This is a genomic window from Bradyrhizobium canariense (assembly GCF_019402665.1).
GTDB classification, from domain to species: domain Bacteria; phylum Pseudomonadota; class Alphaproteobacteria; order Rhizobiales; family Xanthobacteraceae; genus Bradyrhizobium; species Bradyrhizobium canariense.
This window is the reverse complement of record NZ_VSST01000034.1, coordinates 31,468-43,346: the sequence shown is the minus strand read 5'-3', so window position 1 is coordinate 43,346 and position 11,879 is coordinate 31,468. Positions and strand designations below refer to the sequence as shown.

General features: G+C 64.8%; 12 protein-coding genes. 4 read left to right on the top strand and 8 right to left on the bottom strand.

Annotated features, from left to right (window positions below; translation table 11 throughout):
- Positions 1 to 19 precede the first annotated feature (19 nt).
- The gene (locus FXB41_RS17955; RefSeq protein WP_007593798.1) at positions 20 to 1,024 is read left to right on the top strand and encodes a quinone oxidoreductase family protein; all 1,005 of its coding nucleotides are present in this window, start codon (positions 20 to 22) and stop codon (positions 1,022 to 1,024) included.
- Positions 1,025 to 1,026: 2 nt separating this feature from the next.
- Positions 1,027 to 2,085 (top strand): YeeE/YedE family protein, encoded by a 1,059-nt coding sequence (locus FXB41_RS17950; protein ID WP_219682785.1) that lies wholly within the window; start codon positions 1,027 to 1,029, stop codon positions 2,083 to 2,085.
- On the opposite strand, the gene FXB41_RS17945 is transcribed toward FXB41_RS17950, so the two are convergent.
- Positions 2,064 to 2,978, bottom strand: coding sequence for a DMT family transporter (locus tag FXB41_RS17945; protein ID WP_219682676.1), 915 nt, complete (start codon positions 2,976 to 2,978; stop codon positions 2,064 to 2,066). The genes FXB41_RS17950 and FXB41_RS17945 overlap by 22 nt on opposite strands.
- 101 nt (positions 2,979 to 3,079) lie before the next feature.
- On the opposite strand from FXB41_RS17945, the gene pdxR reads away from it, so the two are divergent.
- The gene (gene pdxR, locus FXB41_RS17940; RefSeq protein ID WP_219682675.1) at positions 3,080 to 4,510 is read left to right on the top strand and encodes a MocR-like pyridoxine biosynthesis transcription factor PdxR; all 1,431 of its coding nucleotides are present in this window, start codon (positions 3,080 to 3,082) and stop codon (positions 4,508 to 4,510) included.
- Between the two features lie 10 nt (positions 4,511 to 4,520).
- Here the strand turns inward: pdxR and FXB41_RS17935 are convergent, their stop codons facing one another.
- Genes FXB41_RS17935 through FXB41_RS17915 form a run of 5 tightly spaced genes read right to left on the bottom strand, consistent with a single transcriptional unit; the run spans position 4,521 to position 9,283 of the window.
- Positions 4,521 to 5,744: a bifunctional alpha/beta hydrolase/OsmC family protein gene (locus FXB41_RS17935; RefSeq protein ID WP_219682674.1), complete on the bottom strand. Its 1,224-nt coding sequence runs from the start codon at positions 5,742 to 5,744 to the stop codon at positions 4,521 to 4,523.
- Positions 5,745 to 5,770: 26 nt separating this feature from the next.
- Positions 5,771 to 6,433 carry a sulfite oxidase-like oxidoreductase gene (locus FXB41_RS17930; RefSeq protein ID WP_219682673.1) on the bottom strand — a complete coding sequence of 221 codons (663 nt, stop codon included), beginning with the start codon at positions 6,431 to 6,433 and terminating at the stop codon, positions 5,771 to 5,773.
- 3 nt (positions 6,434 to 6,436) lie between these two features.
- Positions 6,437 to 7,759: an MFS transporter gene (locus tag FXB41_RS17925; protein ID WP_219682672.1), complete on the bottom strand. Its 1,323-nt coding sequence runs from the start codon at positions 7,757 to 7,759 to the stop codon at positions 6,437 to 6,439.
- Positions 7,760 to 7,792: 33 nt separating this feature from the next.
- A complete protein-coding gene (locus FXB41_RS17920; protein WP_007593782.1) occupies positions 7,793 to 9,016 on the bottom strand; it encodes a cytochrome P450 in 1,224 nt (407 codons plus the stop codon).
- A 57-nt stretch (positions 9,017 to 9,073) separates the two neighbouring features.
- The gene (locus FXB41_RS17915) at positions 9,074 to 9,283 is read right to left on the bottom strand and encodes a ferredoxin (protein WP_219682671.1); all 210 of its coding nucleotides are present in this window, start codon (positions 9,281 to 9,283) and stop codon (positions 9,074 to 9,076) included.
- 135 nt (positions 9,284 to 9,418) lie between these two features.
- Between FXB41_RS17915 and FXB41_RS17910 the strand changes: the two genes are divergently transcribed.
- Positions 9,419 to 10,066 (top strand): TetR/AcrR family transcriptional regulator, encoded by a 648-nt coding sequence (locus FXB41_RS17910; protein ID WP_219682670.1) that lies wholly within the window; start codon positions 9,419 to 9,421, stop codon positions 10,064 to 10,066.
- On the opposite strand, the gene FXB41_RS17905 is transcribed toward FXB41_RS17910, so the two are convergent.
- Both FXB41_RS17905 and FXB41_RS17900 read right to left on the bottom strand, forming a co-directional pair.
- Positions 10,063 to 10,713 (bottom strand): aspartate/glutamate racemase family protein, encoded by a 651-nt coding sequence (locus tag FXB41_RS17905; RefSeq protein WP_219682669.1) that lies wholly within the window; start codon positions 10,711 to 10,713, stop codon positions 10,063 to 10,065. The two genes, FXB41_RS17910 and FXB41_RS17905, sit on opposite strands and share 4 nt — an antisense overlap.
- A 148-nt stretch (positions 10,714 to 10,861) precedes the next feature.
- A complete protein-coding gene (locus FXB41_RS17900; protein WP_007593774.1) occupies positions 10,862 to 11,875 on the bottom strand; it encodes an amino acid ABC transporter substrate-binding protein in 1,014 nt (337 codons plus the stop codon).
- Between the last annotated feature and the right edge of the window lie 4 nt (positions 11,876 to 11,879).

Sequence of the window (11,879 nt, the reverse complement as noted above, 5' to 3'; positions counted from 1 at the left end):
AGAAATCGCGGGTCTTTCCATGTCAACAGCCGTTCCCAAAGCCGTCGACGCGCGCTGCGTGCGCCTCAATGCCAAGGCCGAAAGCGCGGCTATGATCGCGCCGGCGGTCGAGCGTGAGACGCTTGCTCGCGGTCCGAATGATCTGCTGATCGAGATCAAGGCCGCTGCCGTCAATCCCTCCGACGTCAAGGCCGCGACCGGGCTGATGCCCTATGCCGTGTTTCCGCGCACGCCCGGCCGCGATTACGCCGGGGTAGTGATGGACGGGCCGGCCGGTACGATCGGCCGCGAGGTGTTCGGCTCCTCCGGTGATCTCGGCATTCGTCGCGACGGCACTCACGCCAGCCATCTCGTCGTTGAATCCGACGCGGTGGTGGAGAAGCCGAAGACCGTGTCCTGGGAGGAGGCCGCCGGCATCGGCGTGCCCTTTGTCACCGCGATGGAGGGTTTTCGCCGCGTCGGCATTCCAAAGCCCGGCGAAACGGTGCTGGTGTTCGGCGTCAACGGCAAGGTCGGGCAAGCTGCGGTGCAGATCGCGACCTGGCAGGGCGCGCGTGTCATCGGCGTGGTGCGCAAGGCGGAACCTTATGAGGGCCACACCAACGCATCCGTCGAGGTGATCGACGCTTCCGCGACCGACGTCGCGCCACGCGTGCGCGAGTTGACCGACGGTAGAGGCGCCGACATCGTCTTCAACACGGTCGGCGATCCCTATTTCCAGGCGGCGCACAAATCGCTCGCGCTTCGCGGCCGCCAGATCCTGATCGCCGCGATCGACCGCATCGTGCAGTTCAACATCCTCGAATTCTACCGCGGGCAACACACCTATGTCGGCATCGACACGCTCGGCCTGTCGTCGATCGCGACGGGCGCTGTGCTGCGTGACCTCGGCCAGGGCTTCGCGAGCGGGCACCTGAAACCGTTCCCCATCAAGGCGAACGCCGTCTATCCGCTCGAACGCGCGAAGGAGGCCTATGTCGCCGTTGCCGGCTCGTCGCGGGATCGCGTGATCCTGAAGCCTTGATGATGGAATCGTCCACCCAGCTCGTCATCCTCGCCGGCCTCGTCATTGGCCTGGTTTACGGCGCCGTCGGCCTGCTCAGCGGCTTCTGCCTGATGAGCAGCATGCGCGGCTGGCTATCGGACGGGGATGGGCGGTTGGTACGAACCTATGCGCTGGCGATCGCGGTCGCGACCGCAGCGAGCCAATTCCTCGCCGGCAACGGCATGGTAGATCTCGGCAAATCGATCTACCTGCAACAGTCCTTTTCGGTGCCGGTGCTGTTTCTCGGCGGACTTCTGTTTGGCTACGGCATGGTGCTGTCGAACGGCTGCGGTTCGCGCGCGCTGGTGCTGCTCGGTCGCGGCAATCTCCGCTCCTTCGTCGTGGTGGTCGTGCTCGCCATCGCCGCGCAGATGACGCTCAAGGGCCTGATCGCGCCGGCGCGCATCGCGCTGGTCCAGGCCTCGCAAACCACGGTCAACGTGAATTCGCTGCCGTCATTGTTGGCCGTGTTCGGTCCGGCTGAAGCGGTTTCGCGCGCGATGGCTGCTGCTGTCATCGTCGTTGCGCTGATCCTGTTTGCTTTCGCGCACCCAGCGCTCCGGCGTTCCCCCGGCCAGATTGCGGCCGGCGTCATCGTCGGTCTCCTCGTCGCCGGCGGCTGGTTCGTCACCGGCTATCTCGGCGCGGATGATTTCAACCCCGTCCCCGTGACCTCGCTCACCTTCATCGCGCCGATCGCGGACAGCCTGCAATATGCCATGCTCTCGACCGGCCTGACGCTGAACTTCGGCATCGCGACAGTTGCCGGCGTCTTCGCCGGCAGTCTGGTCACCGCGCTTGCGACGGGCCGTTTCCATCTCGAAGGCTATTCCTCGCCGCGCCACATGCTGCGATCGGCCGGCGGCGCCGCGCTGATGGGCGTCGGCGGTGTGATGGCGTTCGGCTGTTCGATCGGGCAAGGGCTCACCGGCGTGTCGACGCTGGCGCTGGGCTCGTTCGTCGCGGTCGCCGGCATCCTGCTGGGCACGACGGCTGGCCTGCGCGGAAGCTTGCGTGTTCAGCCTCTCGCGGTGGCCTGACCGCGCAGCAGACGATCGCCGAGCGTTGCGAGACCGATGCCGGTAACGATCAGCGCGGCCGCAATCACAAGACTCATGTCGATCGGCTCACCCAGCAGGATTGCAGCGCTGGCGATGCCGACGAGTGGCGCCCCGGTGGTGCCGAGCGACGTCGTCAGCGCCGAGATGCTCTTGTTGACCATCGACATCGCCCAATAGGCCAGCGCCGTCCCGATCAAGCCGGAATACAGGAACAGCAGCACGAGCCTCCACGACCATTCCGCGTGCGGCAGGCCGTGCGTGACGGCCGCCGATCCCGTCAGCACGATCGTCGCCACGAGCACCTGCCAGATCAAAAGCTGGAGCGGGGACGCGATCCAGCGATGCGCACGGATGTAGATGATGTTCGCGGCCCATGAAATCGCGGCCAGGATGATCATGCCGGCGCCGAGTACGACGTTTGTGTTGGTCCAGTCGATCGATGCCGGATTCAGGATCACGGCAAGGCCGATCAGCCCGAGCAAGGCGCCGGCCAGCTTTGGCGCGGTCAGCGTGTCCTTCCCGAGCAGCGGCGCGGCGATCGCGACCCAGAGCGGCGTGGTGTAGCCCAGCACGATGGCCTTGCTCGCCGGCAGGAAGCGCACACCAGTCGCAACCAGCACCGAGAACACCGTCATGTGCAGCAGTGCGACGCTGAGGATTACCGGAATGTCGCGCCGCTCCGGGATCACCAGATTGTTGCTCAATCCGAGGATCGCGAACAATCCGGCCAGCGCGATCCAGCTCCGGATTGCCGACGTCCACAGGGGCGGGAGGAACTGGACGAGCTGCTTCGTCACCGACCAGTTCACGCCCCAGGCCAGCACGACGATGAGGAACAGGCCGACGGCCGCGCGGGGGGAAAGGGAGTTCATCTCGGAGGTCCTTGAAGCAGTCCAGTCCAGCGAATAGCATCCCGCTTGGCACCTGAATAAGTGCCAGATCGGAAAGGATTAAGGTGCCAGTTCCGGAAAGCATGATCTCCGCTCTGATCGACCTGAACCGGTCCGACGACGAGGGGCTGGTGGCTCAACTGACGAGCCAGCTCCGAAGCTTGATCGCGACGGGCCGTCTCGGCAAAGGCCGCACGCTGCCGTCGAGCCGCCGGCTTGCGAGCGATCTCGGCGTCTCGCGCAACACCGTCAGCTATGCGTTCGAGCAGCTCGCCGCCGAGGGATATCTCGAAGCCTCGCGCGGCCGCCGTCCGATGGTCACGGTCGACGGGGGCGAGCGCGTCGCAGAGGCGGGCGCCGGCGCATCTCGCATGCGCCCTGGCAAGCCGCGGCTTTCGCCCTGGGCGTCGAGCCTCACGCAGACCGACTGGCCGATGTCTTATCAGGCGCGACTAAGACCCTTGCGTCCCGGGCACGGCGATTTCAGGGAGTTTCCAAACGAGGTCTGGGCGCGTTGCCTGCGCCGCAGCGCCGTGCGCGCGGCGAAGCGCGAGCTCGGACCGGTCAACCGGACGCGCCTGCGCGAGGCGCTGGCGCATTATCTCGCGACCAGCAGGGGCGTGCGCGCGACGGCGGATCAGATCCTGATTCTGCCGAGCGCACAGGCTGCGCTGACCTTGATTGCGGCTGCCCTCATCACGCCCGGTGACGAGGTCTGGGTCGAGGATCCCGGCTATCCCGGCGCCGCCGCCGCCTTCCGCGCGTCCGGTGCGCGCGTGACCGGGATAGGATTGGACGAGCAGGGCATGCAGCGGATTCCGGGGATGGCGACCCCGACATTGATCTTCATGACGCCGTCGCACCAGCACCCGACCGGTCGCCTGATGTCGCTCTCGCGCCGCACGGAATTTCTTGGCCTGAGCAGGCCCGGCAAGACCTGGATCGTGGAGGACGATTACGACGGCGAATTCCACTACGACAGCCGGCCGGTGCCGGCCTTGCAAGGACTCGATGCCCATGGCCGCGTGTTCTATGTCGGCACGTTCTCCAAAGTCATGACCGCGGACATCCGGCTCGGCTATCTCGTCGTACCGCGGGCCCTGGTCGGTACTCTCGAGATCGTACGGCGGCACATCGGACTGATCGCCGCGAGCCACATCCAGGAGGCGCTGGCCGAGTTCATTGCCGACGGGCATTTCCTGGCGCATCTGCGCCGGATGCGCCGGCTCTATCACGCCCGCCGCGATCACCTCGTGGAGGGACTAGACGGCCATTTGGGCGACGTGCTCTCTGCCGAAGTGCCCCCGGGCGGCATTCAGCTCGTTGCGCGCCTCAAGCGCGGTCGCGCCGATCAGACGGCGATCAAGCGGCTGGTCGAAGCGGGCGTTGAAACGCGTGCCCTGTCCGGCTTGGCACTGGGCAGGCCGCGCGATCACGGTCTGTTGCTCGGCTTCGCGGCCTGGCGCGAAAGCGAGATCACCGCGGCATTGCGGACGATGGCGTCGTGCTTCTAGCGCAATCGCGCTAGTCCACAGCCTTGGTCACGATGCGGATTTCCGAGGTCAGCGTCCGGTGCACCGGGCACTTGTCGGCGATCTCCATCAATTTCTTGCGCTGCTCGGGATCGAGCGCGCCGTCCATCGCGATGTCGCGCTCGATCTGGTCGAGCATGCCATCGCGCGTCTCGCACTCCGCGCAGTCTTTTGCATAGATCTTGGAATGCTTCAGCGAGACGGTGACACGATCGAGCGGCAGCGACTTGCGGTCGGCATAGAGACGCATGGTCATTGAAGTACAGGCCCCGAGGCCAGCGAGCAGGAGATCGTAGGGACCAGGGCCGGCATCCTCGCCGCCGGCGGCGACCGGCTCGTCCGCGATGAGTTGATGCGGTCCGACGGTGACGACCTGGTTGAACTTGCTCTTGCGGGTCTCCTGCACCACGACCCGGCGCGGTGCCTCGGGGAGATCCATCGCCTTCGCAGGCTTCGCCGTGTCGATGTACCGGCTCGCCCAGGCCGCGATCACGTCGGCTGCGTAGAGCGCGTCGGCCGGCTTGCTCAGCAGATGATCGGCGTGGTCGAGCGAGACGAAGCTCTTGGGATGCCGGGCGGAGACGAAGAGCTTCGTCGCATTGTCGATGCCGACGGTATCGTCGAGCGGAGAATGCATGACCAACAGCGCCTTGTGCAGGCCGGTGACGTCCTTCATCAGCTCGTGCTCGGCGATATCGTCGAGGAATTCGCGCTTGATCCGGAACGGGCGTCCCGCAAGCGAGACTTCGACCTCACCTTGCATGCGAATGTCGTCGAGATGCTCTTTGAACAGGCCGGTGACGTGGGCGGGATCGGATGGTGCCGCAATGGTCACAACCGCCTTGGCTGCCGGGATTTGTCCTGCTGCCGCAAGGATCGCGGCGCCGCCGAGGCTGTGACCGATCAGGATTGACGGCGCCTTGCGGACGCTACGCAGATGATCGGCCGCGCGCACGAGATCGGCCACGTTGGAGGAAAACGTCGAATTGGCGAAATCCCCTTCACTGGAGCCGAGCCCGGTGAAGTCGAAGCGCAGCACCGCGATACCCTTGGCTGCGAGTGCGACCGAGATGCGTTTGGCGGCCAGCGTGTCCTTGCCGCAGGTGAAGCAATGCGCGAACAGCGCGAAGGCCCCGGGCTCGCCGTCCGGCAATTCGAGCGTGGCCGAAAGCTGATGGCCGCCTTCGCCCGTGAACTGAAAGCGTTCCGTCGACATGGGCTTTCCCCCGTCCTTGCTTGAACCTAATCGTCCGAATAGCGCTGCTCTGCCCAGGGATCGCCGCGATTATGATAGCCGCGGACCTCCCAGAAGCCCGGAGCGTCCTCGGTCAGGAATTCAATCGACTGAACCCATTTGGCGCTTTTCCAGAAATACAGATGCGGCACGACCAGCCGCACCGGGCCGCCATGTTCGTCCGACAATGGCTCACCGGACCAGCTATGGGCGAGCAATGCATCCTCGGCGGCAAAGTCGTCCAGCGCGAGGTTGGTGGTGTAGCCGTCGTGAGAATGCAACACGACGAAGCGCGCGTCCTCGCGCGGCCGGCAGGCCGCGAGCAGCTCGCGCGTGGCGAGCCCCTCCCACTCATTGTCGTAGCGCGACCAGGTGGTGACGCAGTGGATGTCGGAGGTGAACTGCGCCTGGTTCTGGGCGACGAACTCGGCAAAGGTCCAGAACACGGGGTTCTCGACCGCGCCAAAGACATCGAGCCGCCAGCGCTCGCGCGAAACCGGCGGCACGACGCCGAGATCGAGCACCGGCCAGTCTTTTGTCAGATGCTGGCCGGGCGGCAGGCGCTGATCTTCCGGTCGCGCGATCTTGCCGGTCAAAAAACGGCCTTCGCGCGCCCATTTCTCCTTGGTGCGCGTCAGCTTGCTGTCGGGCGGCTCGTTGTCTTCGGCCATCGGCTACTCGTGGCGATGCATCGCGGAGGCGTGCTTGGTGTCGCGCATGGTGGAATAGATGATCAGTGACAGGCAGATGACGCCGGCGAGATAGTAGTAGAACCACTCCTCATGCCCGATGCTCTTGAAATAGAGCGCGATCGCGGGCGCCGTGCCGCCGAACATCGAGACGGTGATCGCATAGGGCAGGCCGACGCCGAGGGCGCGGACATTGGTCGGGAACAGCTCGGCCTTCACTACGGCGTTGATCGAGGTGTATCCGGCGACGAACAGCCAGGCCCCGCAGATCAGGATGAACGCGATGAAGGGCGACTTGGTCTCCTTCAGCGTCATCAGCAGCGGCACGGTTGCGAGCGTGCCGGCGACGCCGAAGAAGATCAGCAGCGGTTTGCGGCCGATCTTGTCGGAGATGGCGCCATAGATCGGCTGTAGGATGGTTGCGAAGATCAGCGTGCCGAAGATCACGAAAGTGGTCTGGTCCTCGGTCAGCCCCACCGAAAGCTTGACGAAGGTCTGCATGTAAGTGGTGAAGGTGTAGAACGCGGCGGTGCCGCCGGCGGTCAGGCCGACCACGAGCAAAAGCTCGCGCGGATACTTCAGCAGGTTCGTGATCGAGCCGGTCGGCTTCACCACCTTCTTGGCCTCTTCAAACGCTTCAGTCTCGTGCAGATTGCGCCGCATCACTGCAGCAAAGATCGCGAGCGCAGCACCGATCGCGAACGGGATGCGCCAGCCCCAGGCTCTCAGTTCCTCCGGCGTGAGGAAGATTTTTTGCAGAAGCAGCAGCACGATGATCGCGGTGAGCTGGCCGCCGATCAGGGTGACGTATTGAAAGCTCGAATAGAAGCCGCGGTGCTTGGGGGCGGCGACCTCGCTGAGATAGGTGGCGCTGGCGCCGTATTCGCCGCCGAGACTCAAGCCTTCGATGACGCGGGCGAGCGCCAGGATCACCGGCGCGGCGAAGCCGATCGTGGCGTAGGTCGGCGTCAACGCGATGATCAGGGAGCCGAAGCACATGAAGACGACCGACAGCGTCAGCGAGATGCGCCGCCCGTAATGATCGGCGATATAGCCGAACAGCCAGCCGCCCAACGGCCGCATCAGGAATGTCGCCGCGAATACGACGGCGACATTCAATTGTTGGACGACAGGATCGTTGCCGGGAAAGAAGGCGGGAGCGAAATAGAGCGCGAACGCGGTATAGGCGTAGAAGTCGTACCACTCGACGAGATTGCCGATCGAGCCGATGAAGATCGCCTTGATCCGGCGCTTGGCGTCGGCGACGTCAATATGGTCGGAAGCCGGTCGGGTTATTTGCTCAGTCACGTCCGGCCTCTCGGTATTGCTCTTTGGAGAGGTCTACATCGCCTTTCCAAGCAAAAATGGCAACTGGCGGGGGCCTCTGACGGTTCCCTGTGACCAGGTCACCGTGCCTGCCGGATCGAGGGCGAAGTCCGGAATTCGCTTCAGCCATTCCTCCAGCGCAACCTGCATCTCCATGCGCGCAAGGTTCGAGCCGACGCAGCGGTGGATGCCGAGGCCGAACGCGGCGTGGCGGTTCTCGCGGCGATCAATCACGACCTTGTCAGCATCCGGAAACATTTTCGGGTCACGGTTGGCGGCCGGGAAGGACAGCAGCACCATGTTGCCCGGCTTGACCGGGCAGCCTGAGACCGTTGTCTCCTTGACCACTTCGCGCGCCATCGTCACCGGCGAATAGGCCCGCAGCAGCTCTTCCACCGCGGTCGGGACCAGCCCGGGCTCGGCGACCAGGCGCTCGCGGTCGGCGGGCGTCCGGGCGAGGTGCCAGAGCGAGGAGCCGATCGCGCTCCAGGTGGTGTCGATGCCGGCAATCAGGAGCAGGCGCAACGAGCCCAGCACATGCGAATCCTCGAGCGGATTGCCGTCCTTGTCCCTGGCATTCATCAGGTAGGAAATAAGATCGTCGGTCGGCTTGGTCTTGCGCGCCTCGATGTGGGCGCTGAAATAGACGGTCATCTCCTGCACGGCCTGGAGCAGCGTGTTTTCATCCTTGATGCCAAGTTCCAGGATCATGTGGATCCAGCGGATGAAGAGATCGCTGTCTGTCTCGGGGATGCCGAGCATGTGTGCGATCGCGCGAACCGGAATGTGCTTGGTGTAGCGCTCTGCCGCGTCCAGTCGGTCTTCCGTGATGAAACCGTCGATCAACTCGTTGCAGATCGCGCGCACCCGCGGCTCCAGCTTCTTCATCGCGTCCGGCGTGAACGGCGGCAGCAGCAATTGCTTGGCTGGCTTGTGCACCGGCGGATCGGACGTGATCGGCGGGGCGGAGTTTCTGCTGGTGATCTCCGGTCGAACGTCACGGACGATGATGCGGCGTGAGGAGAAATGCTCACTGTCATTGGCGATCTCGCGCACCGCTTCATAGGTCGTCGGCAGGTAGCAGCCGAGGAAGCGCTCGGTATGCACGACCGGGCTTGCGGCGCGCAGCTCGTCCCAGATCGGGAAGGGATCTTCCGTCCATTGCGGATCGGTGTGGTCGAAATCATGGACCCAGTCGGTCACGGGCGGATGGGCGGCGGGCTGGCTGATGTCGGACATCTCGAAATCCCTTGGGGCTCGTGGTCGCGGAAGGCACGCGGGCAGAGGCGGGACGCGCTACTCCTCGATCACGTCGATCGCGATTTCCGGACAATTGGATTTGGCAAGCCAGGCCTTGTCTTCGAGGCCGGGTGGGACCGTGCCGTCGCCGGCCTCGTGGGCGTTGCCGTATTCGTCGAGCTCGAACAGCTCCGGCGCCAGCGCCTTGCAGCGCGCGTGCCCCTGACATCTGTCGGGATCGACGTGAACCCTCAGTCGCTCTGTCATGGCGGCTTCCTCGGTCGTGTGCGCTCCAGCCCGAAGGCGGCGCGCGCTCCCATTTGCGTTTTTGCTCAAGTTATAGGCTATTACATTCGCGGCAGGCTTCCCCTGTCAAGCGCAAACTTATAGGCTCTGCGCAACATGCGTTCACAACTTGCCCGCAAGCCCGAGAATACCTACCACCACGGCGATCTCCGCGACGCCTTGATCAAGGCCGCGCTGCGCGAAGCCGAGCAGGGCGGGACGGAGGCGATCAGCATCAAGGCGCTGGCAAAGCAGCTGGGTGTCTCGCAGCCGGCGCCCTACCGGCATTTCGCCGATCGCGAGGCGCTGCTTGCGGCGGTGACGGCGGAGGCGTTCCGGCAGCTCAGCGCGCTTCTGCGTGCGGCGATGGCAAAGCCGTCGAAGCGATCGAAGCTGTCGCTGCTGGCGCAGGCGACGCTGGATTTCGGCTTACGCCGCAATGGCATCTACCGCTTGATGTTCGCTTCGCGCACGGTGTCGTGTGCGGCGAAAGGCAGCGAGCTGCACGAAGCGACACGCGAAACGTTTGCGCTCGTGATCGAGGCACTGGAAGCTCCGGCAGTCGATTACCTGCGCGAGCGGCAGGCGCTCAAGATCTGGGCGGCGCTGCACGGCGTGGTGATGCTGGCCGAGCAGGGGCTGTTCACTGGCGAGGCGGCCCATGCCACGCGCGAGGACCTTGTCGAGGATTTTGTCAGCGAAACCAAGGCCGCGCTTGCGGCGGCGATCAAGGGCGCGCAACGCCGGAAAAAGGCTAGCGCTTAAGCCTTCGCCGCCAACAGCTTCATCAGCTTCTCGACGGCGCTGTCAGGCGTGGTCACGACAGGGCGACCGGTAGCTTCTGCAACGAGGGGCGCAGTTGCCGCGATGCTGAACTGCGCGAGCGCGACGACGTCGCAATCGCGCAAATCATGTGAGGATTCCACGATCAGCCGGTCGTGCGTAGCGCGGTCGCCACGGTCGAGCGCGGCCAGCGCGCCTTCGGCAAGCTTCGGCACGATCTGGACGGAGGTAGGAAATTCCGGCGGCATCGAGGCCAGCGTCGGCGCGAAGGTCGAGAGCAGGCCGATACGCCGGCCCATCGTCACTGCCCGCTCGATCATGGCTTCGTTCGGCTTGAGCACCGGCATCGGCGCATGCGCGCGCGCAACCGCCTCGATGCAGGGACCGAAGGCCGAGCAGGTGAACAGGATCGCATCCGCGCCTGTCGCCGCGGCGTAGCGACCGAGCACAAGAAAGCGTTCGGTCATGGCATCATTGAGCTTGCCCTCACGCGCGAGATCCGCCGACAGGCTGTCGTCGAGCAGGTTCATCAGCCGCGCTTCCGGCCACGCCTTCGCGAACGCAGCTTCGATCGGGGCGATGGAATGCTTGAGGGCGTGGATCAGGGCGATGCGAGGGGACGTCGGCATTGAACGTTACTACCTGGTAGATCTCGTGCCCCGGACGCGGCGCAATGCGGAGTATTGCGCCGCAGAGCCGGGGCCCATTGTGGCCGCTGGGTCCCGGCTCTGCGCAGCAGCGTTGCACGCTGCAGCGCGTCCGGGACACGAGAGGCGTTTACTTGAACGGCACCGCGTACATCAAGCCGCCCTTGCTCCAGAGGCCGTTGAGGCCGCGCTCGAGCTTGAGCGGGCTCGCCTTGCCGACATTGCGCTCGTAGATCTCGCCGTAATTGCCGGTGGCCTTGATGGCGGTGACCAGCCATTTGTTGTCGAGCCCGAGCCGGGAGCCGAGATCGCCGGAGGCACCGAGCAGGCGTTGGATCGCGGGCGTCTGCGACTTCGCCATCTCGTCGACATTGCCTTGTGTGACGCCAAGCTCTTCGGCCTCGATCAAGCCGTAATGCAGCCAGGTGATGATGTCACTCCAGACTTCATCGCCATTGCGGGTGAAGGGGCCGAGCGGCTCCTTGCTGATGGTCTGCGGCAGCACGACGTAGTCGGCCGGGTTCGGCGCCGCGGTCGTCACGGCGCCTGCGAGCGCGGAAGCGTCTTGGGTCATGGCATCGCAACGGCCGCCGAAGAAGGTCTGGTACATGGTGTCGACGCGGTCGAACACCAGCGGCTTCCAGTCGATGCCGTTGGCGCGGCCGTAATCGCCGAGCGTGACCTCATGCGTGGTGCCCTGCGCGACGCAGACGGTGGCGCCCTTGAGGTCCTTGATCTCCTTCACGCCGAGGTCTTTCTTCACCACAAAGCCCTGACCGTCGTAGAAGTTGATTGGGCCTTGCCGCAGGCCCAGCGTGACGCCGCGCAGATAGGTCTGCGTCGAGTTGCGGTAGAGCACGTCGATCTCGCCGGACTGGAGCGCGGTGAAGCGGTTCTGCGCGGTCAGCGAGACGTAACGCACCTTGCTGGCATCGCCGAGCACGCCGGCGGCGAGCGCGCGGCAATAATCGACATCGAGACCCTTGTAATTGCCTTGCGAGTCCGGCGCGGAGAAGCCGGCAAAACCGGCGCTGACGCCGCATATCAGCGTGCCGCGGCCCTTCACAGTGTCGAGCGTCGCCGCCGATGCGACCACGGTCGATGCCGCGAGCACGCCGGCTATGATAACCACTTTCCTCATCATGTTA